The organism is Streptococcus mitis, assembly GCF_003942995.1.
In the GTDB taxonomy this organism is placed as follows: Bacteria; Bacillota; Bacilli; order Lactobacillales; family Streptococcaceae; genus Streptococcus; species Streptococcus mitis_CV.
In genome coordinates this window covers 74,765-101,032 of record NZ_RJOH01000005.1, presented here as the reverse complement: position 1 = coordinate 101,032, position 26,268 = coordinate 74,765, and the positions used below count along the sequence as shown (strand labels likewise).

Annotated in this window: 26 protein-coding genes and 1 pseudogene; 12 read left to right on the top strand and 15 right to left on the bottom strand. The window is 40.0% G+C overall.

Annotated elements, in window-relative coordinates:
• The first annotated feature begins 2 nt into the window (after window positions 1-2).
• Complete coding sequence (gene ftsY / locus D8836_RS04800; protein WP_125393320.1) at window positions 3-1,265, top strand: signal recognition particle-docking protein FtsY; 1,263 nt, start codon at window positions 3-5, stop codon at window positions 1,263-1,265.
• A gap of 44 nt (window positions 1,266-1,309) precedes the next feature.
• Here the strand turns inward: ftsY and zwf are convergent, their stop codons facing one another.
• The 3 genes from zwf to D8836_RS04785 all read right to left on the bottom strand — a co-directional run bounded on the left by zwf (window position 1,310) and on the right by D8836_RS04785 (window position 5,853).
• Window positions 1,310-2,797 carry a glucose-6-phosphate dehydrogenase gene (gene zwf, locus D8836_RS04795; protein ID WP_125393319.1) on the bottom strand — a complete coding sequence of 496 codons (1,488 nt, stop codon included), beginning with the start codon at window positions 2,795-2,797 and terminating at the stop codon, window positions 1,310-1,312.
• Between the two features lie 150 nt (window positions 2,798-2,947).
• Window positions 2,948-3,688, bottom strand: a complete 741-nt coding sequence (locus D8836_RS04790) for an amino acid ABC transporter ATP-binding protein (RefSeq protein ID WP_125393318.1) — start codon at window positions 3,686-3,688, stop codon at window positions 2,948-2,950.
• Complete coding sequence (locus tag D8836_RS04785; protein WP_125393317.1) at window positions 3,688-5,853, bottom strand: ABC transporter substrate-binding protein/permease; 2,166 nt, start codon at window positions 5,851-5,853, stop codon at window positions 3,688-3,690. The genes D8836_RS04790 and D8836_RS04785 overlap by 1 nt, the downstream gene beginning before the upstream one ends.
• A gap of 173 nt (window positions 5,854-6,026) precedes the next feature.
• Here D8836_RS04785 and D8836_RS04780 point away from each other — a divergent pair, with 173 nt between their 5' ends.
• The 7 genes and pseudogenes from D8836_RS04780 (at window position 6,027) to D8836_RS04750 (ending at window position 12,037) form a co-directional block, all read left to right on the top strand.
• Window positions 6,027-6,980 (top strand): CPBP family intramembrane glutamic endopeptidase, encoded by a 954-nt coding sequence (locus D8836_RS04780; protein ID WP_125393316.1) that lies wholly within the window; start codon window positions 6,027-6,029, stop codon window positions 6,978-6,980.
• 76 nt (window positions 6,981-7,056) lie between these two features.
• Complete coding sequence (uvrB, locus tag D8836_RS04775) at window positions 7,057-9,045, top strand: excinuclease ABC subunit UvrB (protein ID WP_125393315.1); 1,989 nt, start codon at window positions 7,057-7,059, stop codon at window positions 9,043-9,045.
• A 40-nt stretch (window positions 9,046-9,085) separates the two neighbouring features.
• Window positions 9,086-9,955 carry a hypothetical protein gene (locus tag D8836_RS04770; RefSeq protein WP_125393314.1) on the top strand — a complete coding sequence of 290 codons (870 nt, stop codon included), beginning with the start codon at window positions 9,086-9,088 and terminating at the stop codon, window positions 9,953-9,955.
• Between the two features lie 119 nt (window positions 9,956-10,074).
• Window positions 10,075-10,527, top strand: coding sequence for a hypothetical protein (locus D8836_RS04765; protein ID WP_125393313.1), 453 nt, complete (start codon window positions 10,075-10,077; stop codon window positions 10,525-10,527).
• A gap of 30 nt (window positions 10,528-10,557) precedes the next feature.
• Window positions 10,558-11,127, top strand: a complete 570-nt coding sequence (locus tag D8836_RS04760) for a hypothetical protein (protein ID WP_125393312.1) — start codon at window positions 10,558-10,560, stop codon at window positions 11,125-11,127.
• Window positions 11,105-11,546: pseudogene (locus D8836_RS11360) on the top strand (hypothetical protein). Before D8836_RS04760 ends, D8836_RS11360 begins: the two are co-directional and overlap by 23 nt.
• A 23-nt stretch (window positions 11,547-11,569) precedes the next feature.
• Window positions 11,570-12,037, top strand: a complete 468-nt coding sequence (locus D8836_RS04750) for an 8-oxo-dGTP diphosphatase (protein WP_125393311.1) — start codon at window positions 11,570-11,572, stop codon at window positions 12,035-12,037.
• Here the strand turns inward: D8836_RS04750 and D8836_RS04745 are convergent.
• The 5 genes from D8836_RS04745 to coaB all read right to left on the bottom strand — a co-directional run bounded on the left by D8836_RS04745 (window position 12,034) and on the right by coaB (window position 15,053).
• Entirely contained in the window at window positions 12,034-12,549 is a 516-nt protein-coding gene (locus D8836_RS04745) for a transcription repressor NadR (RefSeq protein WP_049509367.1), read from the bottom strand. The genes D8836_RS04750 and D8836_RS04745 overlap by 4 nt on opposite strands.
• Window positions 12,550-12,560: 11 nt before the next feature.
• Window positions 12,561-13,088 (bottom strand): ECF transporter S component, encoded by a 528-nt coding sequence (locus tag D8836_RS04740; RefSeq protein WP_001097393.1) that lies wholly within the window; start codon window positions 13,086-13,088, stop codon window positions 12,561-12,563.
• Window positions 13,089-13,253: 165 nt separating this feature from the next.
• Complete coding sequence (locus D8836_RS04735; protein WP_000747412.1) at window positions 13,254-13,817, bottom strand: ECF transporter S component; 564 nt, start codon at window positions 13,815-13,817, stop codon at window positions 13,254-13,256.
• The gene (coaC, locus tag D8836_RS04730) at window positions 13,801-14,352 is read right to left on the bottom strand and encodes a phosphopantothenoylcysteine decarboxylase (protein WP_125393310.1); all 552 of its coding nucleotides are present in this window, start codon (window positions 14,350-14,352) and stop codon (window positions 13,801-13,803) included. Before coaC ends, D8836_RS04735 begins: the two co-directional genes overlap by 17 nt.
• An 11-nt stretch (window positions 14,353-14,363) precedes the next feature.
• Window positions 14,364-15,053 (bottom strand): phosphopantothenate--cysteine ligase, encoded by a 690-nt coding sequence (gene coaB, locus D8836_RS04725; RefSeq protein WP_125393309.1) that lies wholly within the window; start codon window positions 15,051-15,053, stop codon window positions 14,364-14,366.
• A gap of 229 nt (window positions 15,054-15,282) precedes the next feature.
• Here coaB and D8836_RS04720 point away from each other — a divergent pair, with 229 nt between their 5' ends.
• The 3 genes from D8836_RS04720 to radC all read left to right on the top strand — a co-directional run bounded on the left by D8836_RS04720 (window position 15,283) and on the right by radC (window position 20,129).
• Window positions 15,283-16,953, top strand: a complete 1,671-nt coding sequence (locus D8836_RS04720; RefSeq protein WP_125393308.1) for a formate--tetrahydrofolate ligase — start codon at window positions 15,283-15,285, stop codon at window positions 16,951-16,953.
• Between the two features lie 161 nt (window positions 16,954-17,114).
• The gene (pcrA, locus tag D8836_RS04715) at window positions 17,115-19,406 is read left to right on the top strand and encodes a DNA helicase PcrA (protein WP_125393307.1); all 2,292 of its coding nucleotides are present in this window, start codon (window positions 17,115-17,117) and stop codon (window positions 19,404-19,406) included.
• 42 nt (window positions 19,407-19,448) lie between these two features.
• Entirely contained in the window at window positions 19,449-20,129 is a 681-nt protein-coding gene (gene radC, locus D8836_RS04710) for a RadC family protein (RefSeq protein WP_125393306.1), read from the top strand.
• On the opposite strand, the gene D8836_RS04705 is transcribed toward radC, so the two are convergent.
• Entirely contained in the window at window positions 20,126-20,815 is a 690-nt protein-coding gene (locus D8836_RS04705; protein WP_125393305.1) for a gamma-glutamyl-gamma-aminobutyrate hydrolase family protein, read from the bottom strand. The two genes, radC and D8836_RS04705, sit on opposite strands and share 4 nt — an antisense overlap.
• Before the next feature lie 17 nt (window positions 20,816-20,832).
• Complete coding sequence (locus tag D8836_RS04700; protein ID WP_000653417.1) at window positions 20,833-21,474, bottom strand: redox-sensing transcriptional repressor Rex; 642 nt, start codon at window positions 21,472-21,474, stop codon at window positions 20,833-20,835.
• A gap of 190 nt (window positions 21,475-21,664) precedes the next feature.
• Here D8836_RS04700 and D8836_RS04695 point away from each other — a divergent pair.
• Window positions 21,665-22,922 (top strand): ISL3 family transposase gene (locus tag D8836_RS04695; protein ID WP_060627934.1). Its coding sequence is split into 2 segments (ribosomal slippage): window positions 21,665-22,153 and window positions 22,155-22,922, totalling 1,257 coding nucleotides; the frame shifts between segments, so codons are not numbered across the junction.
• Here the strand turns inward: D8836_RS04695 and D8836_RS04690 are convergent.
• From D8836_RS04690 to D8836_RS04670, 5 genes are all read right to left on the bottom strand, one after another.
• On the bottom strand, window positions 22,919-23,140 hold the full coding sequence (locus tag D8836_RS04690) for a DUF4649 family protein (protein ID WP_185761598.1): 222 nt from the start codon (window positions 23,138-23,140) through the stop codon (window positions 22,919-22,921). The genes D8836_RS04695 and D8836_RS04690 overlap by 4 nt on opposite strands.
• Before the next feature lie 7 nt (window positions 23,141-23,147).
• Entirely contained in the window at window positions 23,148-23,495 is a 348-nt protein-coding gene (locus D8836_RS04685) for a DUF1831 domain-containing protein (RefSeq protein ID WP_000863540.1), read from the bottom strand.
• Window positions 23,496-23,499: 4 nt separating this feature from the next.
• Window positions 23,500-24,615 carry a cysteine desulfurase family protein gene (locus D8836_RS04680; protein WP_125393303.1) on the bottom strand — a complete coding sequence of 372 codons (1,116 nt, stop codon included), beginning with the start codon at window positions 24,613-24,615 and terminating at the stop codon, window positions 23,500-23,502.
• Between the two features lie 9 nt (window positions 24,616-24,624).
• Window positions 24,625-25,584, bottom strand: coding sequence for a ribose-phosphate diphosphokinase (locus D8836_RS04675; protein ID WP_004254210.1), 960 nt, complete (start codon window positions 25,582-25,584; stop codon window positions 24,625-24,627).
• A gap of 111 nt (window positions 25,585-25,695) precedes the next feature.
• Window positions 25,696-26,265 (bottom strand): CYTH domain-containing protein, encoded by a 570-nt coding sequence (locus D8836_RS04670; RefSeq protein ID WP_125385858.1) that lies wholly within the window; start codon window positions 26,263-26,265, stop codon window positions 25,696-25,698.
• Between the last annotated feature and the right edge of the window lie 3 nt (window positions 26,266-26,268).

Sequence of the window (26,268 nt, the reverse complement as noted above, 5' to 3'; positions counted from 1 at the left end):
ATATGGGATTATTTGACCGTCTATTCGGAAAAAAAGAAGAACCTAAAATCGAAGAAGTTGTAAAAGAAGCTCTGGAAAATCTTGATCTATCAGAAGATGTTGAGCCTGCCTTAACAGAAGCTGAGGAAGTTTCTCAAGAAGAAGCAGAAGTTGAAAGTTCTGAAGAAGCTGTGCTTGAAGAAGAGGAAATCCAAGACAGAGTTGAAGAAAATTATAATTCAGAGTCAGTTGTAGAAGTTCAACAAGAAGAAGTCGCAGAGGAAGAGAATACTGAGCTCCTAGAGACTGTAGAAGAAAATAATTCTGAAGTGCTTGAACCAGAAACTCCTCAAGCAGAAGAAACCGTTCAGGAAAAATATGATCGTAGTCTTAAGAAAACTCGTACAGGCTTTGGTGCTCGCTTGAACGCCTTCTTTGCTAACTTCCGCTCTGTTGACGAAGAATTCTTTGAGGAACTAGAAGAACTGCTGATCATGAGTGACGTTGGTGTCCAAGTCGCTTCTAACTTAACAGAGGAGTTACGTTACGAAGCCAAGCTTGAAAACGCCAAGAAACCTGACGTTCTTCGCCGTGTCATCATTGAGAAATTGGTTGAGCTTTATGAAAAGGATGGCAACTACGATGAAAGCATTCACTTCCAAGATGGCTTGACAGTCATGCTCTTTGTCGGGGTCAATGGTGTTGGGAAAACAACTTCTATCGGAAAATTAGCCCACCGCTACAAACAAGCAGGTAAGAAGGTCATGCTAGTTGCAGCAGATACCTTCCGTGCAGGGGCAGTAGCCCAGCTTGCTGAATGGGGCCGTCGTGTGGACGTTCCAGTTGTGACTGGACCTGAAAAAGCTGATCCAGCCAGCGTGGTCTTTGATGGTATGGAACGAGCTGTAGCAGAAGGAATTGATATTCTCATGATTGATACTGCTGGTCGTTTGCAAAACAAGGACAACCTCATGGCTGAGTTGGAAAAGATTGGTCGTATCATCAAACGTGTTGTGCCAGAAGCACCCCATGAAACCTTCTTGGCACTTGATGCATCAACAGGTCAAAACGCTCTTGTACAGGCCAAAGAATTTTCAAAAATTACTCCTTTGACAGGAATTGTCTTGACTAAGATTGACGGAACTGCTCGAGGTGGTGTTGTTTTAGCTATCCGTGAAGAACTCAATATTCCTGTAAAATTGATTGGTTTCGGTGAAAAAATCGATGATATTGGAGAGTTTAACTCAGAAAACTTTATGAAGGGGCTCTTAGAAGGCTTAATCTAATCAGAAACAAAAATCCTGCAAGACACAAACTTGCAGGAAATTTTTTATTCTAAACGACCATCTTGACGATAGGTGATATCTGGTTGCCAAGTCCATTTGGCACCGAATTTTTCAAGTAAGTCAAAGCTTGCTTGAGGTCCCATGCTTCCAGCTTTATAGTCATGAAGTGGGGCACCATTTTCAGCCCAGAGTTCTTCGATACGGTCAATCAATTTCCATGACGCACCAACTTCATCCCAGTGGCTAAAGTTAGTTGAGTTGTTATTTAAGACGTCATAAATCAATTTTTCGTATGGTTCTGGAGAAGCACCAGTTGCGGTCGCATCTGTACGGTAATCAAGTGAGTTAGGAGCCAAGTTAAATTCTTCTCCTACTTGCTTCCCATTTAGGCTAAGAGAGAAGCCTTCTGTTGGTTGGATATAGATGGTCAAAATATTTGGAGCAAGTGATTCTCCAAAGATAGAATCCATTTGTTTAAAGACGATGTTGACATGAGTTCCTTTTTCAGTCAGACGTTTACCAGTACGGAAGAAGAAAGGAACACCACGGAAGCGATCGCTGTCCACAAAGAAGGCACCAGAAGCAAATGTTTCAGTTGTTGATTCTGGATTTACATTTGGCTCGCTACGATAAGAGATGTATTTCATGCCATCAATCTTACCAGAGCGGTATTGCCCACGGATAAAGTGTTCTTTAAGTTCTTCATCAGTTGGATGATAGAGGTTTTTAAAGACCTTAATCTTTTCAGCACGGATCTCGTCTTTTGTGAAGCTTGCTGGCTTGTCCATAGCAAGGAGGGAAAGGAGTTGTAGAGTGTGGTTCTGTACCATGTCACGGAGGGCACCAGATTGGTCATAGTAGCCACCACGTTCTTCTACACCCAAGCGCTCTGCAAAGGTAATTTGAACATTGTCGATAAAGTCCTTGTTCCAAACGTTTTCAAAAATCAAGTTTGCAAAGCGAACTGCAAAGATACTTTGGATCATTTCCTTACCAAGATAATGGTCAATACGGAAAATTTGTTCTTCGTCAAATGTCGCTAGGAGTTCGTCATTTAACTTGCTTGCAGTTGCGTAATCTGTACCAAATGGCTTCTCAACGATTAAACGTTCAAAACCTTTTCCATCTACAATGTTTTCAGACTTAAGGTGTTTAGCAATAGTTCCAAAGAACTGAGGTGCCATAGACAAGAAGAAGAGCTTGTTGTGTTCAGCTTGGTACTTGTCATTTAGTTCAGCCTGCAATTGACGTAAAGCAATGTAGTGTTCCGTATCATTGACATCATGACTTTGATAGTAGAAGTGGCTAGCGAACTCCTGAGCTTGTTCGGTACTATCTGCCAAATCAAGGATAGATTCGACTACAACAGATTCAAAATATTCCTTGCTCCAAGGACGACGGGCAGTTCCAATAACGGCAAAGTGCTCGGAAAGATTGCCGGATTTATAGAGTCTAAAAAGGGAAGGGTAGAGCTTGCGTTTAGCCAGGTCTCCACTCGCACCGAAAATTGTAACAATAACCTTAGATGACATCTAGCTACCTAATTTCTATTTTTATTCCTAGTCTTACTAGGTATGAGGAAATCTCATTTCATAAACTTAATTCTAACATAATTTTCCGAAAAATCAAAAAATCCAATACGAGATAGAAAAAAACTGCAAGGAAATCCTTACAGTTTGAGTTTAGACGTTTAAGACCTTGTCCAAGAAATCTTTCAGACGTGGGTGCTGTGGGTTATCAAAGATTTGGTCAGGTGTTCCGTCTTCAAGGAATTCACCATCTGCAGTAAAGATAACGCGGTCGGCAACCTGACGAGCAAATCCCATCTCATGGGTTACGATAATCATGGTCATGCCTTGTTTAGCCAAGTCTTTCATAACGTTTAGTACGTCTCCGACCATCTCAGGGTCAAGGGCTGAAGTTGGTTCATCAAAGAGCATGATGTCTGGATTCATTGCTAGTCCACGAGCGATGGCCACACGTTGTTTTTGACCACCGGATAGGCTATCTGGGTTGGCATTAGCTTTATCTGCTAGTCCAACCTTTTCAAGCAACTCCATTCCCAATTTCTCAGCTTCTTCCTTAGTCATCAACTTGTGCTCAATAGGAGCAAAAGTGATGTTGTCCAAAACAGACATATGTGGGAAGAGGTTGAAGTGTTGGAAAACCATTCCGATATTTTCACGGACATGGTCAACGTTGGTTGTTTTTTCAGTTAAGTCATAACCGTTCACAGTGATGTGACCGCTAGTAACTTCTTCTAAAAGATTAAGGCTACGAAGGAAGGTCGATTTACCAGAACCTGAAGGACCGATGATACAAACTACATCTCCTTCATAGAACTTAGTCGTAATTCCTTTTAAAACCTCATTTTTTCCGTAGCTTTTGTGTAAATCATTTACATCAATTTTTAATTTTGCCATTAACGAATCCTCTTTTCTAAGCGTTTCGCTAGTTTAGTCAAAAGTGTGATAATTACAAGATAGAAGATAGCAAGGATTGCATACATCTTGAAACTTTGGTAGTTACGGGCAATGATAATCTTACCAGTTTGGAAGAGTTCAACCAAACCGATAGCAGATACGATAGTTGTATCTTTAAGAGCGATAACGAATTGGTTAACAAAGTTTGGCAACATCAATTTAGTTGCTTGTGGCAAGATAATCTTACGCATGGTTTTTCCATAAGAGATACCCAAGCTTCGGCTGGCTTCCATTTGACCAACTGGAACGGCCTGAATACCACCACGAACGATCTCAGCGATATAAGCAGCTGCATTGAGCGATAGGGCAATAGTACCAGCTACAAAGTCGTTAATTGGACTTTGTTGACCTGTAATAGACTCGATGAAGTTTGGAATTCCCCAGAAGATGAAAGCTGCAAGAATCATCAATGGAATACCACGGATAACGTCAACGAAAATCTCAGAGATCACACGAAGAGATTTGTATGGGCTAACGCTAAACATACCGAAGATAATCCCGATGACAATGGCAATAGCAAATGAGATAAGAGCTAGAGCAAGAGTGATACCAAGACCGCTAAGGAGTTGTTTGTAGTTGTTTTGGAGCAAGCCCCAGATAGTTGTTTCGTCAACAGTGCTTGTTGATGTAGTTGAAGATTCGCTAGCTAGGTATTTATCAAGAATCTTTTGGAATTCACCGTTTGCTTTAAGGTTAGCAAGTCCGTTATTGAACATTTCAATCAATTCTGGATTTGTTCCTTTTTTAACGGCAAAGGCTGTTTCACCGATTGGAGTTCCAGCGATTGGAGTTTTCAATTTTTGACCTTGGCTGATAGAATATTTGAGAACAGGTTCATCATCCATAACGGCGTCAATGGCACCAGTGTTTAAACTGTCATACATTGATGAACCATCAGCGAAGGTTTTAATTTGATAACCGTATTTGCTTTGATTTTCTGTTAGGAAGGTTTGAGAAGCAGTTCCGTTTTTAACACCGACTGTCTTTCCTTTCAAATCTTCATAAGAAGCAATGGTACTTGATTCTTTGACACCAAGGATAGTATTAGCAGTGTAGTATGATTCTGAGAAGTCAAAAGTTGCCTTACGAGCATCTGTGACAGACATACCAGCAATGATACCATCTGCTTGACCAGCTTGGACAGCGTTAATAGCGGCATCGAAACCAGGGTTGATGATTTCAATTTCAAAACCTTGGTCTTTAGCGATTGCCTTAATCAATTCCATATCAATACCAGTGTATTGGTTGCTTGAATTTTGGAAAACAAAAGGTGCAAAAGAAGAATCGCTGGCAATGATGTATTTAGCCTTAACAGGAATAGCTTTTAAGCCCGCTAGAGTAGTTGTAGTTGGCACTGCTGAAGATGATGAAGCAGTCCATTTCTTGATGATTTTATCAAGACTACCATCTTTTTTCATTTCAGCTAAGGCTTGGTTAAATTCAGTCACCAGGTGCTCGTATTTGCTTCCTTTTTTAACACCGAAAGCAAAGCTACCTACAGCTTCCCCATCCATTTCAATATGGAGGTCTTGGCCTTGGTTGATGGCATATTCGATAACAGGTTTGTCATCCATCATAGCATCGATGGCACCAGCACTTAAGCTGTTGTTCATCAAATCACCAGTGTCAAATGTTTTAATAGTAAAGCCGTATTTATCTTTAATCGTTTCTAGGAAACGTTGAGCGGCTGTTCCGTTTTTAACACCAACAGTTTTACCAGACAATTGGTCGTACTTGCTAATCTTGTGTGCCTTTGTAGTTGCAATGACAACTTTTGTATCATAGTAAGTATCAGACATGGTAAAGACTTTTTCACGTTCTTTAGTCTTTGTCATCCCTGCCATGATAGCGTCAGCTTGACCAGCTTGAACCGCATTGACCGCTGCATCAAATCCAGGATAGGACATCTGAATATTCCATCCTTTAATTTCAGCGACTTTGTTGATAATGTCAACATCAATTCCTTTATAAGTTTGATCTGAATCTTTAAACTCAAAAGGTGCATAGGCGGTATCAGAAACAATCTTAATCGTCTCTGCTTTCACAATACCTAATGAGAAAATTGGGAATAAAATTAGCAAAAATGCTAGAAATTTTTTCTTCATTTTTAGTCTCCTTTTCCGAATATTTTCCCATTATATCAGAAAAAGTAAAAAAAGGCAAATTTTTATAGTTTTGTGTCAGAAAATATAACATTGGTTTTTTCGTTTTCTTTCTTGAATTGCTACTATACAGTGCTATAATAATAGTATATAATAGAAGAAAAGAGGACGGGGATATGAAGAACAAAAGAATATTTAAAAACTTCCAAGCTTCAAAAATGAATTTAAACATTTACACAAGCCCCTTGTTAGCCTTTGTTTTTGTCTTCATAGGAGAGTTTGTGGCTTATACTCTGTATGGTATTAGCTTGTTAGCTCTCATTGGACTTGCTAGGAATTTTGGAGAGATTGGTCAAAATCTTGCAACCTACTTTCAGACTTTGCAGCAGAGCTTGATGGATAAAACAAGTGACTTTCATTTAATTTTAGGATTACTGGCCTTTGGTTTTATTCTCAACACTGTGTTCAGATGGACTAGAAAAGTTGAGAAAAGACCTATTCGAACTTTAGGATTTTATAGAGAAAATTTCCTCAGCAGTCTTCTGAAAGGATTTGGCTTAGGTTTGGCACTTTTTCTTCTGACCTTGTTAGGTTTAGTAGCCTTGGGGCAATATCGTTTGGAATCCATTCACTTGAATCTTTACTCGCTTGTCTTTGTAGTCTTTACTATCCCTTTTTGGATTTTACAGGGGACAACAGAAGAAGTGGTGGCCCGTGCTTGGCTCCTTCCTCAATTGGCCTCAAGAACCAATCTAAAACTTGCTGTTCTTATATCTAGCCTATTCTTTACCCTGCTTCATATGGGCAATTCGGGTCTCACACCTCTATCTCTAGTGAATCTCTTCTTATTCGGAGTTGCCATGTCACTATACCTCCTCAAAACCGATACAGTTTGGGGTGTTGCAGGTATTCATGGAGCCTGGAATTTTGCTCAGGGAAATTTATTTGGGATTTTAGTTAGTGGTCAACCATCAGGAACGTCTCTGATGACCTTTTTACCACAAGGCGATCAAGGCTGGCTATCAGGTGGATCTTTTGGGATAGAAGGATCTATCATGACAAGTCTGGTCTTGCTACTGCTGATTGTTTATTTCGCTTATCAATTAAAGAAAGAAAATGAAAGGATGTGACTTCGGTCCGTCCTTTTCTTCGTGAAAATGCTACAAGTATGCTAAAATAGGAATAGCACATTGAGAGAGGATTCTTATGATTAACCGCATTACAGATAATCAATTTAAACTAGTATCAAAATATCAACCATCAGGAGATCAACCCCAAGCTATCGAGCAGTTGGTGGATAATATCGAGGGTGGAGAAAAAGCTCAGATTCTGATGGGGGCGACCGGAACAGGGAAGACCTATACCATGAGTCAGGTCATTTCCAAAGTCAATAAACCAACTCTGGTTATTGCCCACAATAAGACTCTGGCAGGACAGCTCTATGGGGAGTTTAAGGAATTTTTCCCTGAAAATGCAGTTGAGTACTTCGTATCCTACTATGACTATTACCAGCCAGAAGCCTATGTACCTTCTAGTGATACCTATATTGAAAAGGACAGCTCTGTCAATGACGAGATTGACAAACTTCGCCACTCAGCGACTTCGGCCCTTTTGGAGCGCAATGATGTTATTGTCGTGGCCTCAGTCTCTTGTATCTATGGTTTGGGTTCGCCCAAGGAATACGCTGATAGTGTCGTTAGTCTCCGTCCAGGTCTTGAAATTTCTCGTGATAAACTCTTGAATGACTTGGTCGATATTCAGTTTGAGCGAAATGATATTGATTTCCAACGGGGAAGATTTCGTGTGCGTGGGGATGTAGTGGAAATTTTCCCAGCATCTCGTGATGAACACGCTTTTCGGGTAGAGTTTTTCGGGGATGAGATTGACCGTATTCGTGAGGTTGAAGCTTTGACAGGTCAGGTCTTGGGAGAAGTGGATCATTTGGCGATTTTCCCTGCGACTCACTTTGTGACCAATGACGACCACATGGAAGTTGCCATTGCAAAGATTCAAGCCGAGTTGGAGGAGCAACTAGCTATCTTTGAGAAGGAAGGTAAATTGCTTGAAGCCCAACGTTTGAAACAGCGGACAGAGTATGATATCGAAATGCTGCGTGAGATGGGCTATACCAACGGGGTTGAAAACTATTCACGCCACATGGATGGACGGAGTGAGGGTGAGCCTCCTTATACGCTTCTTGATTTCTTCCCAGATGATTTCTTGATCATGATTGACGAGAGTCACATGACTATGGGGCAAATCAAGGGCATGTACAATGGAGACCGTTCTCGTAAGGAAATGCTGGTCAATTATGGTTTCCGTTTGCCATCAGCTCTGGATAATCGTCCTCTCCGTCGGGAGGAGTTTGAAAGCCATGTACATCAGATTGTTTACGTTTCAGCGACACCAGGTGATTATGAAAATGAACAGACTGAGACAGTGATTGAGCAAATCATTCGTCCGACAGGGCTTTTGGATCCTGAGGTGGAAGTTCGTCCGACTATGGGACAGATTGATGATCTCCTAGGCGAAATTAATGCCCGTGTTGAAAAGAACGAGCGTACCTTTATCACAACCTTAACCAAGAAGATGGCAGAAGACTTGACCGACTACTTCAAGGAAATGGGCATCAAGGTCAAGTATATGCACTCGGATATCAAGACCTTGGAGCGGACAGAGATTATCCGCGACTTGCGTTTAGGAGTCTTTGACGTCTTGGTCGGAATCAATCTCCTCCGTGAAGGGATTGACGTTCCTGAAGTTAGCCTCGTAGCTATTCTTGATGCTGACAAGGAAGGATTCCTTCGAAACGAGCGTGGCCTAATCCAGACTATTGGACGTGCTGCCCGTAACAGTGAAGGTCATGTCATCATGTACGCGGACACGATGACTCAGTCTATGCAACGTGCTATCGATGAAACTGCTCGCCGTCGGAAAATCCAGATGGCCTATAATGAAGAACATGGTATCGTTCCACAAACCATTAAGAAAGAAATCCGTGACCTGATCTCTGTAACTAAGGCAGTTGCTAAGGAAGAGGACAAGGAAGTCGATATCAATAGCCTCAACAAACAAGAACGTAAGGAACTTGTCAAGAAACTAGAAAAACAAATGCAAGAAGCCGTCGAAGTGCTTGACTTTGAACTGGCAGCTCAGATTCGNGATATGATGTTGGATGTCAAGGCGTTGGGGTAGGTAGAATAATTTCAAATATTTCAACTAGGAGGAAAAAGTAATGAAAAGAGCCTTGATTTTGAATTTCACTTTTATAGGAATTATCATTTCAGCCTGTTTTCTAAGTTTTGTAGTGATTTTAGTAGTTAACTTTCATAATACTTTTTCTGGACCAAATCAAAAGGATATTGAGGTGGCAGCAAGCAGAACACTGAATTTATATGGCTTTAAAGGTGAAGTGAAGGTGACGAAGTTTTCCAGACATAGATGGCCTTCTGAAGATTATGAAATTGAATACGATTACACTGAAGAGGTTAATGGTAGGAAAATCACTGTAAGTGACAGTTTAATTTATTTTCCTAAATCTCCAGGAAACTCTAAACGGACGAGTGAAGAACTAGCCTACGATGGAACTATCAAAACGATGTTAAATCAATTTTCACATATAGCAGATCAGCTACTTAACCAGAATCCTGTAAGTGTTTCTAACAAAGAAAAAGTAGAGAGTTTTTTCAAGCAATATGAAAATCCCAATTTGGAATTCGTAAATAGCTACTGGAGTGTCGATGAGAGAGCAGAGAATATTACAGAATATTATGATCTCATAGATAAGAATCGTAAGGAGGGGAAACCTTTTCAAGGTTTATATGATCTCCCTATTGATGAATTTCTGGAAAATGGAATTATTAAAGGAAGTGTTACATATAAAGACACGGTTTTAGAAGAGGGTGAGAAAGATTATTTTGGTAGTGAAGGTGGACTGACAGAATTTATTTCAAATGGGATAGATAATGCTAAGTTGCCAGATGCCTTTTATGAGGTTTCTTACTACTATGGTGCTAAAGGATATCGTTCAGGTAGTAGTGTTTCTTTAAAGATTCAGAATCATAAACTAATAAGTTACGAAAAGAACAGAATTGGAAAATTTTAAATGTTAAAATTTGACTTTGAACTTAGAACACCTATTCTAAAAAGTGGAGTTGTTTTCAGCTTGCACAATCAACAAATGATTACGTCTTAGCATATATTTTTAAATAGTGAGAAGTTATTATGAAAGTAAAAGAGACGAACTATAAGAAGTCAACAGGGGTAGATTCTGTCTGTTTTTGGTTACAAGAGCATCGATTTGTCAAATTGATGCTTGATATTATCTTTTATATCATCTTGTTCCTACTTATAGAATTTACAACATCACAGAATAAAAGAATTTCATCTGTTTTTCGGTATAGAGAGCTCTTATTTACCTTGCAATTGAATCTTTTTATCTTGGGTTATAGTCTATATGCTCTCTTTTTATCAGTGAAAACAGAAAAAGAAAAGACCCTTAAAAAATTCTGTGAACCCTTTATTTACATCAATATCTTTAGCTTCATTTTTCGACTGATTGGTGTGAGAAAGAGAGGAAGAGTCATCTTTTCGCCTTTGTTTTCTCTTGATTTAGCTTATATCTGGTTTCTTACAGCAAGTCTTTTTCTTAGGGCTAGGCATTTTTCTTTTGGTTAAAAACATAGGAAAGAGAAGAAGGAGGATTAAATGAAACGAGAGAGTAAGATACAAAAGAGGGTAAAACGGCAGAACAGTAAAAAGAGAAAAAGTAATCAGAAGATCAACAAAAAGTCTTCTTTGTTAGATGATGTCAAATTTTGGTTTGAAAGGCATTCAAGGCTTGCATCTTTAATAGATGGTGGCATAATATTATTTTCTATTTTTGGAATCATGTATGTGTTTTTTGGGATGACACTTATCCCAAAAGCATATCAAGAACTGTCCTATGTCTTCCCAATTATTATCAATTTTGTCTTTTTGGTGAACACAATCTATCAAGGTGTTTTTAGAGATGGTTTTAGCAAAAAGACTTCAGTACAAGGATTTTTACAACCCTTTTTATACATAAACGGACCTATTTTCCTCCTCCACTTAATTGTTGGGATCAAAGGGAGAAATGTTGAAAAAATTCCTTCCCTATTATCTTTAGATGATCGCTACATCTGGCTTCCGATTGCCACCTATCTGATCTTTTTCTTCATTCCAGTGATATTGATAGTGATTTTGAAATATAATGACAAAAATAGGAAAAATCATGATAAAAGAAAATCTAACTAAGTTATTTTCATTTACACCCCCCTATCTGGTCTTGCTAGCTTTTGTGATTTTTCATCTGGTGTTATTAATTTTTGGTCTATCCTTTATTACAGTTTTGTGGAATAGTAGGTTTTTTCATTCTTTGTTTGACCTTCTTAATCCATCTCTGGAGAATCTTTTATAGAACAAGGGATTTTCAATTGTTTCACCTTATTTTTCAATTATTTACTTGATTAGTGGCATTGTATGTTTGGTTTATGACATTCTTTATTTTGTCAATAATTCCAGATCCAGCCATTTCCATCAATATAGTCTATCATATACAAGGTAAAGAAATCATGATTGTTTGAGGTTTTATAGTCCCTAATACCTATGAACATCACGAGTTGTTCAATCCCTTTATCATGAAATCTGATATTAAGTTCGAAAAAGTCATATAACAAATTAGAAAGCGAGTAAATTTATGTCCCGTTCCCAATTAACGATTTTAACAAACATTTGTCTGATTGAAGACCTCGAAACTCAGCGCGTGGTGATGCAGTATCGCTCTCCTGAAACCAATCGCTGGTCTGGTTATGCCTTTCCTGGAGGTCATGTAGAAAATGGCGAAGCTTTCGCAGAGTCTGTCATTCGTGAAATATATGAAGAAACAGGGTTGACTATCCAAAATCCTCAACTTGTCGGTATTAAAAATTGGCCTCTGGATACAGGTGGGCGCTATATTGTCGTTTGTTATAAGGCGACTGAGTTCTCTGGTAGCCTTCGCTCTTCAGATGAAGGAGAAGTTTCTTGGGTGCAAAAAGACCAGATTCCAAACTTGGATCTGGCCTATGATATGCTACCCTTGATGGAGATGATGGAAGCTCCGGACAAATCTGAATTTTTCTACCCTCGCCGTACAGAAGACGATTGGGAAAAGAAAATTTTCTAGTCTTTTACTAAATAACCGAGCTGATCCAAGGCCTCCTCAATATAGTGGAGGTCTTGTTGTGTTTCGGCTTCGACTAGGTGGTAATGGATGCCATCTGTCAATTCAGACAGAGGTCTAAAGTCAGAATGCTCGACTTGTTCTAGAAAATGTTGCACGTCTCGGCGGCAAGACAGTTTCAGCAAGGTTTCAATTTCTCCATAGACGGGATGGTCAATCAGAGTGTTTTGAACACGTCCACCATTATCAACGATAGCAAGGAGTTCCTGACCGATTTCTTCAACTTCATGTTTCACTTTGAAAAGTTTGTGAACATAAGGATTGGTTTCAATTTGCTTATAGACGTAGCCACGATTGGTGGATAGGATAGGAGCGCCATCGGCTCTTAAAATTGCAATGTCCTGTACAATGACCTGGCGTGTAACATGAAAATGTTCCGCCAAACTTTGGCCATTGAGGGCTTTAGGAGCTTCTTTCAAGAGTTGGAGCAGGGCTTGTTTGCGATCTTTTGTCATAGTTCGTCCTTTTAACGGCGTTTGCGAAGCACTTTATAGACAGCTAGTGCTAATGTATAGTCTACCATACTATGAATAATTGTGCCAAATCCAACTAGTACAAAGAGAACATAAAACATATTTTCTACATTGGTACCGGAAGTTGCGTAAAAAACGACACAGGCCAATACTTCAGCAAGGGCATGGACAAGCGCTAACACAAAGTTGAAAATCCAGGAAGCTTTTGGTTTATCTAGGGTATCGGGGAATTTTTGTAGGTAAAGAGCCCCCAAAGTCCCAAAAAAGATATGGGAAAAAGCTCGAAAAACGATAACCATGGGATAGCCAGCCATCAAAAATCCAAAACTAGAGGCTAGGATGACAAAAACAGCCATCAAGGGCGACAAGAACATGGCAATAAAAATAGCGATGTGGCTTCCTAAAGTATAGGAGGCAGGTGGAATGACAATCTTGAAAGGCATAACAATTGGAATCAAAATTGCAATAGCCGTTAAGAGGGCAGTCATTGTCATAAATTGTGTCTTTTTCCGTGTATTCATAAGAATCTCCTTTTTGTCTGTATATACACTAGTATAGTACAATAAACAAGACAATAAAGCAAGGATTTACTTAGGTTTATAGGTCGTTTTTTAGTAAAAAGTTCACTATAAAGAAACTACTTCAAACAAAATCTCCACCTTCAAGCTTGAAAGCGGAGATTATTTTTATTTCTTCAAGGTTTGTAGTCTTGGAACAATGGCTAGGGTTAGAACTGCGGAAATGACTAATTCGGCAATCGAATTTGTTGAGATAACAGTTGCTAGGAGTTTTTGGATATTACCATCAAAGACATTTCCAAAAAGGTAGAAAATTCCACCAAGTACAAAGACTGTGTTGGTAAGTGAACCAAGGGCACCAGCTAGAATCAGACCAGTTTTATTTTTCATCAGTTTATAAACTAGATACGGAGTCAAACCAATCAAAATACGTGGGACGATGGCAATGATAGCTGAGTAGATGTTTCCGTTTGGTACAAATGGGGAGAAGAGGTAACTTGTCGGTAGAATTGTAATCGTGTTAACAGTTAAGCTAAGTAGCCCCATCAAAAATCCAAGTGTAACTCCAACGCGTGGACCGTAAATAATGCTGGCAATAATGACAGGAATATGAACGATAGTCGGCTTGATTGGAAATGGAAAAAGGTTAAAGATAAGTGAGCTCAGAAAGTGTATCACGAGCATGGTTGCAAAAAAGATAGCAATAGGTGCAATATTAGAGCGTTTTTTCATCGATAGTTTCCTTTATTCTTTCTAAAATAATTGTGAGGTCGGCTAAAGCTCCTCTTCCGTGGTCTCCGCAAGCTAGTAGGGATTCCTTAGGAGCAATCAGCTGATAGCCGTAGCTTTCTAATGTTTTCAGATTAGCCTGAGTTGCCGGATGGTCATACATTTTTGTATTCATAGCAGGAGCTATTAGTTTAGGAATATGACTGGGCAAGGCTAGAGCCGTACTGGTCACCATGTTGTCCGCAAAGCCGTGGGCTAGTTTTGCAATAGTGTTAGCTGTTGCAGGGGCCACGATGAATAGATCAGTTTCTTTTCCAAGTTCGATATGATTGACTTGATCAGGATAGGGTTCCTTCATGACATCCAAGTGGACAGGATTCTGTGAGAGTACCTGTAGTGTCAAAGATTGGATAAACTCTGTAGCAGCCTGAGTCATTAAAACAGTGACTTGATGACCTTGTTTTTTAAGCGAACTAACTAAATCTGCCGACTTGTAAGAGGCGATTGAGCCCGTTACAGCCAAGAGAATGTTTGCCATAGTTTTCCTTTCTAAGAATGATAGTTTTGAATTTTTTCAAGGAGGAGTTTTGCAATTTCTTCTTTAGTGTTAACCGTTTGAAGATAATCCTTCTCAACAAAGATTGCACGATGCTGGTTTGCTGAAATTTGAGTCAGGTCATTTGCGATAATCAAGTCTGCTTGGTTCTTGATAAGACTTTTTCTAGCAATGTCAACCAGATGATCTTCGTTAACATCAACCAGTAGCTTAAAGCCAATCAGATGAATAGCTGGATTCCACTCCTTGACTAAAGAGATGATTTTTGGTGTTTTTTTCAGGAATAAAACCTGAACCTCGTCAGTTGAAGAAATCTTAGCTTGATGATTTTGCTTGCTTAAAAATTCTTCTAGATTGGAACTAGATTGAACTTCCTCAACCCCTGTCATATAGACAGGAGTGTAGTCGGACACCGCCATTGAGTGGACCAAGACCTGATAATCCTGAACACGTTCTTGAATTTCCAGTAGAAGGTCCTTGGTATTGTTAATTTCTCGAATGCTTAGGTTGGGATGGGCTTCTGGCTTCAGAGCTCGTTTTGTCGTTATCAAACAAACTTCATGTCCTGCAGCAAGCAGGGTTTCAGTGATGATTTTCCCCAAGCGACCTGTAGAATGGTTAGTGATAGAGCGGACGCTATCGATAGCCTCACTGGTACCGCCCGATGTAACTAAAATTTTCATAGCACTATTGTACACAAAAATAAACGGTAAGTAAAATAAAAGTGATAAATTTTTGGTAAAAACGAAGATTTACTATAGTTTCAAACTATAAAGCCATATAAAATTTAAGAAAGGGCTCTAAAAACCTTAAAAATAGAGATATTTACGAACGTTTAGAGAGTTTTAGGATGTTAAAAATCTTGTTTTGTGTTATAATGAATTATCATATAAGAGGTTAGAGGAGTTTTGAATGAAAACAGATATTGAAATCGCACAGAGTATTGAGTTGAAGCCAATTGTTGATGTTGTAGAGAAACTTGGTATTTCTTACGACGATTTGGAGTTGTACGGAAAGTATAAGGCTAAGCTTAGCTTTGATAAAATTCGTGCAGTTGAGAGCAATCCAGTCGGGAAATTGATTTTGGTTACTGCTATCAACCCAACACCTGCAGGTGAAGGAAAATCAACCATTACCATTGGTCTTGCAGATGCCTTGAACAAGATTGGTAAGAAAACCATGATTGCTATCCGCGAACCATCTCTTGGTCCAGTTATGGGGATTAAGGGGGGTGCTGCTGGTGGTGGTTACGCCCAAGTCCTGCCAATGGAAGACATCAACCTCCACTTTACTGGGGATATGCATGCCATTACAACTGCTAACAATGCTCTTTCAGCCTTGATTGACAATCACTTGCACCAAGGAAATGAGCTAGGAATTGACCAACGTCGTATTCTCTGGAAACGTGTAGTGGACTTGAACGATCGCGCCCTTCGTCATGTAACCGTTGGACTTGGTGGTCCTCTAAACGGTATTCCACGAGAGGATGGTTTTGATATTACAGTTGCTTCAGAAATCATGGCCATTCTTTGCTTGGCGACTGATATTGAGGATTTGAAACGCCGTTTGGCTAACATTGTTATCGGATATCGCTATGACCGTACACCAGTTTCTGTAGGTGATTTGCAGGTAGAAGGTGCTTTGGCTTTGATTTTGAAGGATGCTATTAAGCCAAACTTGGTTCAGACAATTTACGGTACACCTGCCTTTGTACATGGTGGTCCATTTGCCAATATCGCTCATGGATGTAACTCTGTTTTGGCAACGACCACAGCCCTTCACTTGGCTGATTACACAGTTACTGAAGCTGGTTTTGGTGCGGACCTTGGAGCTGAGAAATTCCTCGATATTAAGACACCAAACTTGCCTACATCTCCAGATGCAGTAGTTATTGTCGCAACTCTTCGTGCCCTTAAGATGAATGGTGGTGTAGCTAAGGACGCTCTTACAGAGGAAAATGTTGAGGCTGTTCGCGCAGGTTTTGCTAACTTGAAACGCCACGTTGAAAATATTCGTAAGTTCGGTATTCCAGCAGTTGTTGCTATCAACGAATTTGTTTCTGATACAGAAGCTGAAATCGCAGCCTTGAAAGAACTCTGTTCCTCAATCGATGTACCAGTGGAGTTGGCTAGTGTCTGGGCTGATGGTGCAGAAGGTGGTGTAGCTCTTGCTGAAACACTTGTCAAGACAATCGCTGAAAACCCAGCCAACTACACTCGTCTTTATGACAATGAACTTTCTGTTCAAGAAAAGATTGAAAAGATTGTTACTGAGATCTATCGCGGTAGCAAAGTGAACTTTGAGAAGAAAGCTCAAACACAAATCGCTCAAATCGTTCAAAACGGATGGGACAAATTGCCAATCTGTATGGCTAAAACTCAGTACAGTTTCTCTGACAATCCAAATGCACTTGGAGCACCAGAAAACTTTGAAATTACCATTCGTGAATTGGTGCCAAAATTAGGTGCAGGCTTTATCGTTGCCTTAACTGGTGATGTCATGACCATGCCAGGACTTCCAAAACGACCAGCTGCTCTCAACATGGATGTTGAAAGCGATGGAACAGTATTAGGCTTGTTCTAGTATATTGCAATTGACTTTAAATGAGTTTGGAAATACTATCCAAGCTCATTTTTTATTTAGATATAAGAAGTTGCCTTCTACACGCAACCAGTCTAGGTAAAGATATTTTCCCTGAATTCTGATATAATAGAAATATTGACTTCAAGAGTAAGGAAGAGAAGATGAACGCATTATTAAATGGAATGAATGACCGTCAGGCTGAGGCGGTGCAAACGACAGAAGGTCCCTTGTTAATCATGGCAGGGGCTGGTTCTGGAAAGACTCGTGTTTTGACCCACCGTATCGCTTATTTGATTGATGAAAAGATGGTCAATCCTTGGAATATCTTGGCCATTACCTTTACTAACAAGGCTGCGCGTGAGATGAAGGAGCGTGCTTATAGCCTCAATCCATCCACTCAGGACTGTCTGATTGCGACCTTCCACTCCATGTGTGTTCGTATTTTGCGTCGGGATGCGGACCATATTGGCTACAACCGTAATTTTACTATTGTGGATCCTGGTGAACAGCGAACTCTCATGAAACGCATTCTCAAGCAGTTAAACTTGGATCCTAAAAAATGGAATGAACGAAGCATCTTAGGAACAATTTCAAATGCTAAGAATGACCTGATTGATGATGTTGCCTATGCTGCCCAAGCTGGTGATATGTATACGCAAATCGTGGCCCAGTGTTACACGGCTTATCAAAAAGAGCTTCGTCAGTCTGAGTCGGTTGACTTTGATGATTTGATTATGCTGACCCTGCGTCTCTTTGATCAAAATACTGATGTCTTGACCTACTACCAGCAGAAGTTTCAATACATCCATGTTGATGAGTACCAAGATACCAACCACGCTCAGTACCAATTGGTCAAACTCTTGGCTTCGCGCTTTAAAAACATCTGTGTGGTTGGGGACGCGGACCAGTCTATTTATGGTTGGCGAGGTGCTGATATGCAGAATATTTTGGACTTTGAAAAGGATTATCCCCAAGCCAAGGTTGTTTTGTTGGAGGAGAATTACCGTTCAACTAAAACCATTCTCCAAGCGGCCAACGAGGTCATTCAAAACAATAAAAATCGCCGTCCTAAGAATCTCTGGACTCAAAATGCTGATGGAGAGCAAATTGTTTACTATCGTGCCAATGATGAGCTAGATGAGGCTGTATTTGTGGCCAAAACCATTGATGAACTGGGTCGCAGTCAAAACTTCCTTCACAAGGATTTTGCAGTTCTTTATCGTACTAATGCGCAGTCCCGTACTATTGAGGAAGCCTTGCTCAAGTCAAATATCCCTTATACCATGGTTGGCGGAACCAAGTTCTACAGCCGTAAGGAAATCAGAGATATTATCGCTTACCTCAATCTTATTGCCAATTTGAGTGACAATATCAGTTTTGAACGTATTATCAACGAACCGAAACGAGGAATTGGCCCAGGTACTGTTGAGAAAATTCGTGACTTTGCTAATATGCAAGACATGTCTATGCTGGATGCTTCAGCAAATATCATGTTATCTGGTATCAAGGGTAAAGCAGCCCAGTCTATCTGGGATTTTGCCAATATGATTCTAGATTTACGAGAGCAACTAGATCAATTAACTATTACAGAGTTGGTTGAGGATGCCCTTGAAAAAACAGGTTACGTCGATATTCTCAATGCCCAAGCGACTCTAGAAAGCAAGGCTCGGGTTGAAAATATCGAAGAGTTCCTTTCTGTGACGAAAAACTTTGATGACACCTCTGATGTGGCAGAAGAAGAAACTGGTCTGGACAAACTGAGTCGTTTCTTAAATGACTTGGCCTTGATTGCCGACACAGATTCAGGTAGTCAGGAGACATCAGAAGTGACCCTGATGACCCTGCATGCTGCCAAAGGTCTCGAGTTTCCAGTTGTCTTTTTGATTGGGATGGAAGAAAATGTCTTCCCGCTTAGTCGTGCAGCTGAGGATCAAGATGAATTGGAAGAAGAACGCCGTCTGGCCTATGTAGGAATTACGCGTGCAGAGAAAATTCTCTATCTGACCAATGCCAACTCACGCCTGCTTTTTGGTCGTACCAACTACAACCGTCCAACTCGTTTTATTAACGAAATCAGTTCAGACTTACTTGAGTATCAAGGATTAGCTCGTCCTACGAATACAAGTTTTAAAGCATCTTATAGCGGTGGTGGCCTTGCCTTTGGCCAAGGTATGAGTCTGGCTCAAGCTCTTCAAGACCGTAAACGTAGTGCTGCCCCAAAATCTATCCAGTCAAGCGGTCTCCCATTTGGTCAATTTACAGCTGGCGTAAAATCAGCGTCTAGTGAAGCAAATTGGTCTATTGGTGACATTGCCCTCCACAAGAAGTGGGGAGAGGGAACTGTTCTGGAAGTTTCAGGTAGCGGTGCTACGCAGGAATTAAAAATCAATTTCCCAGAAGTAGGTTTGAAAAAACTTTTAGCCAGTGTAGCCCCAATTGAGAAAAAAATCTAATTTTCCATCCTTCTCACGAATAATAAAGTGAGGAGGATTTTTATGTATAGTATTTCATTCCAAGAAGATTCACTATTACCAAGAGAAAGGCTGGCAAAAGAAGGAGTGGAAGCGCTCAGTAATCAAGAGTTGCTAGCTATTTTACTTAGGACTGGAACACGTCAGGCTAGCGTTTTTGAAATTGCCCAGAAAGTCTTGAGCAATCTTTCAAGCCTAACGGATTTGAAAAAAATGACCCTGCAGGAATTGCAGAGTCTGTCTGGTATCGGGCGTGTTAAGGCTATAGAATTACAAGCAATGATTGAACTGGGGCATCGTATTCACAAACATGAAACTATTGAGATGGAAAGTATTCTCAGCAGTCAAAAGTTGGCCAAGAAGATGCAGCAGGAGTTGGGACATAAAAAACAAGAGCACCTGGTGGCGCTCTATCTCAATACTCAAAATCAAATCATCCATCAACAGACCATTTTTATCGGCTCAGCTACTCGTAGTATTGCTGAACCACGTGAGATTCTTCACTATGCTATCAAGCATATGGCGACCTCTCTCATCTTGGTTCACAATCATCCTTCAGGAGCAGTAGCGCCTAGTCGAAATGATGATCATGTCACTAAACTTGTAAAAGAAGCCTGTGACCTGATGGGGATTGTCCTCTTGGACCATTTGATTGTCTCTCATTCTAATTACTTTAGTTATCGTGAAAAGACGGATTTAATCTAAAGTTCATTAACGACATAATCAAAGAGGTTTTTATCTTTGGGACGATTTTCAAAAAGAAATTCTGGGTGCCATTGGACACCGAGAAAGGCAACATCATCCGTACTAATGACAGCTTCAATGATACCATCTTTAGGATCATGAGCCGCAATCTTTAAATTTGGTGCTAAATCTTTGATGCTCTGATGGTGGAAGGAGTTGATATGGGAGATTTCTCCATAGATTTCTCGAAGAACAGTATCAGGTTCTGTCACCAAGCGTTGGGTTGTGTACTCGGCGGAACAATCCTGCCAGTGATCTTCGATATCTTGGTACAAAGTTCCACCCATGGCAACGTTAAAGAGTTGTGTTCCACGGCAGACAGAAAAAATTGGCTTTTTCTGTTTAATAGCTTCCTTGATGAGGGCCAGTTCGAAGATATCTCTTTGAAGGTGGTAGTCATCGCTATCAATGGTTTTTGGTTCACCATAGAATTTTGGATCAACATTTTGCCCACCTGTCAAGATGAGCTTGTCAATCATACTGATATAGTGGCTAGCCATTTCTTGATCACCAATCGGTAGGATGATGGGAATCCCTCCAGCGTCTTTAACGCCTTCAACAAAGCCTTTTGCTACGTAGCTCATCATGATGTCATCATCTGGATGAGTTTTTTCGTTTCCTGTAATCCCAATAACTGGTTTTTTCATAAAATGATTTTCGCTTTCTAATCCTCTTTTCGCATGAAGTAGAGGAGAGTTTGGAGTTCACTTGTCAAATCGACATATTGAACGACCACGTCTTTTGGTAAATGCAGATGGACTGGTGAAAAACTGAGGATTCCTTTCACGCCAGCATCCACCAAGAGATTGGCAACCTCTTGCGACTTGACGCTGGGAACAGTCAAGATAGCAGTCTTCACATCAGCATCCTTGATTTTATCCTTGATTTGAGAAATTCCGTAAATGGGAATCCCATCAGGAGTTTGGGTACCGACTTCAGGATGGTCATCTAGATCAAAGGCCATGATAATCTTCATCTTGTTACGCTCGTGGAAGCGGTAGTGGAGAAGGGCATGGCCCATATTTCCAATACCTACCAGCATGACATTGGTAATAGAGTTATCATTGAGTAAATCGGCAAAAAATGTCATCAGTTTTTTGACATCATAGCCAAAACCACGACGACCTAGTTCACCAAAATAGGAAAAATCACGACGTACGGTCGCGGAATCAATACCGATAGCCTCTGCAATTTGCTTAGAGTTGGCACGTTCAATCTTTTCTGCATGAAATCTCTTAAAAATTCGATAGTAGAGAGAGAGTCTTTTCGCTGTTGCTTTTGGAATAGCAGACTGTTTATCTTTCACAAAATCACAACCTTTCTATTCTTCTATTTTATAGAAACATTGTGAAAAAATCAACAAAAACAAGAAAAAACTAAGAAAAATCTTAGTTTTGATGTAAAAAATCTGCATGTGATAGAAATCGGGGCTCTATAATATTTGTAGTGGGTAAATCCCCTATAGATCTTATGGAGCCTATTTTGTTGTAGAAAATATGGAACAATTACATTTTATCACAAAACTACTCGATATCAAAGACCCTAATGTCCAAATTATGGATGTTGTTAATAGAGATACCCACAAGGAAATCATCGCCAAACTGGATTATGAGGCCCCATCTTGTCCTGAATGTGGAAGTCAAATGAAGAAATATGATTTTCAAAAACCATCTAAGATTCCTTACCTTGAAACAACTGGTATGGCTACTAGAATTCTCCTTAGAAAGCGTCGTTTTAAGTGCTATCAGTGTTCAAAAATGATAGTCGCTGAGACTTCTCTCGTCAAGAAAAATCACCAAATTCCTCGTATCATCAACCAAAAAATTGCGCAAAAGTTGATTGAGAAGATTTCTATGACCGATATTGCTCATCAGCTGGCCATTTCAACTTCAACTGTCATTCGCAAGCTCAATGACTTCCGTTTTAAGCATGATTTTTCTAGCCTTCCTGAGATTATGTCTTGGGACGAGTATGCCTTCACTAAGGGGAAAAATGAGTTTCATTGCTCAGGACTTTGAAAAACTCAATATCATAACTGTTCTTGAGGGTAGAACACAGGCTGTCATCCGAAATCACTTTCTTAAATATGATAGAGTCGTTCGTTGTCAGGTGAAAATCATTACTATGGATATGTTTAGCCCTTACTATGACTTGGCTAAACAGCTTTTTCCGTGTGCTAAAATCGTTCTAGATCGTTTCCATATTGTACAACATTTAAGCCGTGCTATGAGTCGTGTGCGTGTCCAAATCATGAATCAGTTTGAACGAAAATCTCATGAATACAAGGCTATCAAGCGATACTGGAAACTCATCCAACAAGATAGTCGGAAACTCAGCGATAAACGTTTTTATCGCCCTACTTTCCGTATGCACTTGACGAATAAAGAGATTCTAGACAAGCTTTTGAGCTATTCAGAAGACTTGAAACACCACTATAATCTCTATCAGCTCTTACTCTTTCACTTTCAGAACAAGGAGCCAGACAAATTTTTCGGACTCATTGAGGACAATCTAAAGCAGGTTCATCCTCTTTTTCAGACTGTCTTTAAAACCTTCCTCAAGTATAAAGAAAAGATTGTCAATGCTCTTCAACTACCCTACTCCAACGCCAAATTGGAGGCCACCAATAATCTCATTAAACTCATCAAACGCAATGCCTTTGGTTTTCGGAACTTTGAAAACTTCAAAAAACGAATTTTCATCGCTCTCAATATCAAAAAAGAAAGGACGAATTTCGTCCTTTCTCGATCTTAGCTTTTCTTCAACCCACTACAGTTGACAAAGAGCCGAAATCGGTAGAGGTCTCCGACCAGTCCTTGGTAAACTTCCTGGCCATTAAAAGTCAGAGAAGTCACATAAAGTGTATCTGGCAGAGTCACACATCCTGATAGAGCCAGCATGAGAGCCTCGTAATCCTCATACTTGAGAGTGCGCTCTACATGATAGCTGTCCTTATAGGTCAGTTCAAACATTTTGGCTCTATCTTTCCGATTTTGTAAAGACACCACGTTCTACCAAGCTATCCATGAGGAAGTAGAATTTTTCCTGATGAATGTGGTGGTCTTCTGATTTGAAAATATCAACTAGACGTAGCCCAAACTTGTCAGTGATATTGATTTTAGCACCTGTAAGTTCCTTGTTAATGATGATTTTGAGTTGGAATCCCTCACCGCTGTTCGGCACTTTTTCCAAAAGGCGAGTCAATTCATAGTTACCAACCTTAGTCTCAAAAAAGGTGTTGTCCTTAAGGGTGAATTTTTTAACAGAAGGGCTAAGAGTGTAGTCGTAACGACAATTTTTTAACTGAATGGTTTTTTCAAATGCCATATGGCTAACCTCCGATAATTTCTTTTAAGGTTTTTGCGAGGGTATGTAGATCTTCAACAGTATTTTCTGGCGACAAACTGATACGAACGGATTCCTTCAAGCGTTCTGAATTTGCCCCGTACATGGCTTCAAGAACATGGCTGGATTGTACAATGCCTGCAGTGCAGGCTGAGCCAGTAGAGATTGAAATTCCAGCTAAATCTAGACGAAGGAGTAAGAGGTCATTTTTCTGACCAGGAAATCCAATATTGAGAACATAAGGGAGATGATGTTCTCCTCTATTCAAGTAATATTGAATGCCCTCTAGCTCTGCAAGAAAGGCAGTTTCTAAATTTTGTACATGTTGAAAATGTTCTTCTTGCTGTTTTAGGTCTTCTTTTAGGGCTGCAACCATGCCTATGATGGCAGCCAGATTTTCAGTCCCTGCACGTTTTTTCTGTTCTTGGTCTCCACCATGGAGATAGGAATCAAAGTCCATGCTAGATGCGTAGAGAAAACCGATTCCCTTAGGACCATGGAACTTGTGGGCAGAAGCAGTGAGAAAATCAATGCCCAATTCTTCGGGGTGAATTGGTATTTTACCAATAGCTTGAACTGCATCAACATGATAGGCAGAAGGGTGTTGCTTGAGTATTTGGCCAATTTCAGCAATGGGAAGTAGGTTTCCTGTCTCATTATTAGCAAACATGGTAGAAACCAAAATCGTATCATCACGTAAGGCCTTTTGAATTTGTTGGGCTGTGATTTCTTGATTTTCTGGTTGGATAATGGTTGCTTCAAAACCAAAGTGTTGAACCAAGTAATCAATGGTTTCAAGGACGGCATGGTGCTCAATGGCAGTTGTGATGATATGTTTTCCTTGTTCTTGGTGACGAAGGCAGTAGCCAATGATGGCAGTATTGTTTCCTTCAGTCCCACCAGAAGTGAAAAAGATATGTTGAGGTTTTGTCCCCAGTAACTGTGCTAGTTCCTGACGGGCTTCTCGCAAGAGTTTACCAGCTTGACGACCATGACCATGAATACTAGAAGGATTTCCATAGGTTCCTTGCATAACCTCGGTCATAGCTGAAATAGCAACTGCTGACATGGGAGTTGTGGCAGCATTGTCCAAATAAATCAAAGAATCACCTTATTTCTTTTTGTTGTAAGCAAAGAGTGGGCTGACTGGTTTTCTTTCGTGGATACGGACGATAGCATCACCAATTAACTCACTAGCAGTGATGTAGCATACGTTTTTAGGAGTTTTTTCTTTTGTTGCTACTGAATCAGTCACAAGAATTTCTTTAATTTTAGTATTGTCAAGAAGTTCAGCAGCGCCTTCGACAAAGAGACCATGACTAGAAACAGCATAAATTTCTGTAGCTCCTTCACGTTCAACGATTTTAGCAGCTTCAGAGAAGGTACGTCCTGTATTTAAAATATCGTCAATCAAGATAGCTTTTTTACCTTCAACATCACCGATAATATAACCTTCGTTACGAGTTGCATCGTCTTGAGGGTAGTCGATAATGGCGATAGGAGCATCAAGATATTCAGCCAAGCTACGGGCACGTTTCACACCTGAATTTTTAGGGCTGACGACAACAACATCTGACCCAAGTAAGCCCTTATCGCAGTAATGTTTTGCAAATAGGGGAACTGTGAAAAGGTTATCAACAGGAATGTCAAAGAAGCCTTGAACCTGAACGGCATGCAAATCAAGCGTAAGGATACGATCGACACCAGCCTTAACTAGCATATTGGCAACTAGTTTTGCTGTAAGTGGCTCACGAGGTGAAGCGATGCGGTCTTGACGTGCATAGCCAAAATATGGAAGAACAACGTTGATGCTGTGGGCGCTTGCACGCACACAAGCGTCGACCATGATAAGCAATTCCATTAGGTGGTTGTTAACAGGGAAACTTGTTGATTGGATGATGTACACATCATAACCACGGACACTTTCTTCGATATTTACTTGGATTTCTCCGTCTGAAAATTGACGTGATGATAGTTTTCCAAGTGGGACACCAACAGCTTGAGCAATTTTCTGTGCAATCTCTTGGTTAGAGTTGAGTGCGAAAAGTTTCATGTTTTTTCTATCTGACATTATAGACCGTCCTCTGTAAACTTTTTAAATCCTAGTCATATCTGCCTAGCCTATATGAACTGGGATTTTTGTATTTTATCTTCTCTATTTTACCAAAAAATAGAGATTATTTCAGCTATTTTTCATGCTTTTGACAAATCGGACCAATTTTGAGGGAGCTTTTTGATAAGCAATCTGATTTTCCTCTAAAAATTGCTGGAAATCTTGTTTCCCTTGCTCGTGATTTTCAACTTCAAGTTCTAATTCGTAATCTGTCATATCAAAGTACTGACTTTCATCCAGCGCCATGAGACCAATAGCTGTTTGCATTTCATAGCGAAGTGTCGTTAGACAACCAAGAATCTGCCATTCACTAGTTTTAATACCATGTTTCGCCAATTCATCCAGTACTAGCCCTTGAGGAAGTTTTTTCTTGCTCAGATAGTTTTCAGCATCTTTTAGTTGCAATTTTTGATTGTATTCCATGTTTCCGACACTTTGTGGGACTTTGAGTGTCAATTCTGCCCAATCTTCAAAAGTGCGAATGCGCAAAGCAACTTTCTTTTCTCGCAGTTCAAAATCAGGCGTGTCTATGTAGTAATTTTTTTGAAGAACAGGAGTGACGTCTGTGAACTGGTCTTTTAGACGATTATATTCATCTTTTTTCAAGAGTGTTTTCAATTCAATTTCTAAATGTTTCAATTT

Excerpts from the sequence above, each read along its gene's own strand:
- D8836_RS04705 (WP_125393305.1), bottom strand. The coding sequence starts at position 20,815 with ATGAAAAAACCAGTTATTGGGATTACAGGAAACGAAAAAACTCATCCA.
- radC (WP_125393306.1), top strand. The coding sequence starts at position 19,449 with ATGTATAGTATTTCATTCCAAGAAGATTCACTATTACCAAGAGAAAGG.
- D8836_RS04720 (WP_125393308.1), top strand. The coding sequence starts at position 15,283 with ATGAAAACAGATATTGAAATCGCACAGAGTATTGAGTTGAAGCCAATT.
- ftsY (WP_125393320.1), top strand. The coding sequence starts at position 3 with ATGGGATTATTTGACCGTCTATTCGGAAAAAAAGAAGAACCTAAAATC.
- D8836_RS04750 (WP_125393311.1), top strand. The coding sequence starts at position 11,570 with ATGTCCCGTTCCCAATTAACGATTTTAACAAACATTTGTCTGATTGAA.
- D8836_RS04760 (WP_125393312.1), top strand. The coding sequence starts at position 10,558 with ATGAAACGAGAGAGTAAGATACAAAAGAGGGTAAAACGGCAGAACAGT.
- D8836_RS04685 (WP_000863540.1), bottom strand. The coding sequence starts at position 23,495 with ATGGCATTTGAAAAAACCATTCAGTTAAAAAATTGTCGTTACGACTAC.
- D8836_RS04770 (WP_125393314.1), top strand. The coding sequence starts at position 9,086 with ATGAAAAGAGCCTTGATTTTGAATTTCACTTTTATAGGAATTATCATT.
- zwf (WP_125393319.1), bottom strand. The coding sequence starts at position 2,797 with ATGTCATCTAAGGTTATTGTTACAATTTTCGGTGCGAGTGGAGACCTG.
- D8836_RS04785 (WP_125393317.1), bottom strand. The coding sequence starts at position 5,853 with ATGAAGAAAAAATTTCTAGCATTTTTGCTAATTTTATTCCCAATTTTC.
- D8836_RS04780 (WP_125393316.1), top strand. The coding sequence starts at position 6,027 with ATGAAGAACAAAAGAATATTTAAAAACTTCCAAGCTTCAAAAATGAAT.
- D8836_RS04790 (WP_125393318.1), bottom strand. The coding sequence starts at position 3,688 with ATGGCAAAATTAAAAATTGATGTAAATGATTTACACAAAAGCTACGGA.
- D8836_RS04745 (WP_049509367.1), bottom strand. The coding sequence starts at position 12,549 with ATGACAAAAGATCGCAAACAAGCCCTGCTCCAACTCTTGAAAGAAGCT.
- D8836_RS04740 (WP_001097393.1), bottom strand. The coding sequence starts at position 13,088 with ATGAATACACGGAAAAAGACACAATTTATGACAATGACTGCCCTCTTA.
- coaB (WP_125393309.1), bottom strand. The coding sequence starts at position 15,053 with ATGAAAATTTTAGTTACATCGGGCGGTACCAGTGAGGCTATCGATAGC.
- D8836_RS04690 (WP_185761598.1), bottom strand. The coding sequence starts at position 23,140 with ATGTTTGAACTGACCTATAAGGACAGCTATCATGTAGAGCGCACTCTC.
- coaC (WP_125393310.1), bottom strand. The coding sequence starts at position 14,352 with ATGGCAAACATTCTCTTGGCTGTAACGGGCTCAATCGCCTCTTACAAG.
- D8836_RS04765 (WP_125393313.1), top strand. The coding sequence starts at position 10,075 with ATGAAAGTAAAAGAGACGAACTATAAGAAGTCAACAGGGGTAGATTCT.
- D8836_RS04675 (WP_004254210.1), bottom strand. The coding sequence starts at position 25,584 with ATGTCAGATAGAAAAAACATGAAACTTTTCGCACTCAACTCTAACCAA.
- D8836_RS04735 (WP_000747412.1), bottom strand. The coding sequence starts at position 13,817 with ATGAAAAAACGCTCTAATATTGCACCTATTGCTATCTTTTTTGCAACC.
- pcrA (WP_125393307.1), top strand. The coding sequence starts at position 17,115 with ATGAACGCATTATTAAATGGAATGAATGACCGTCAGGCTGAGGCGGTG.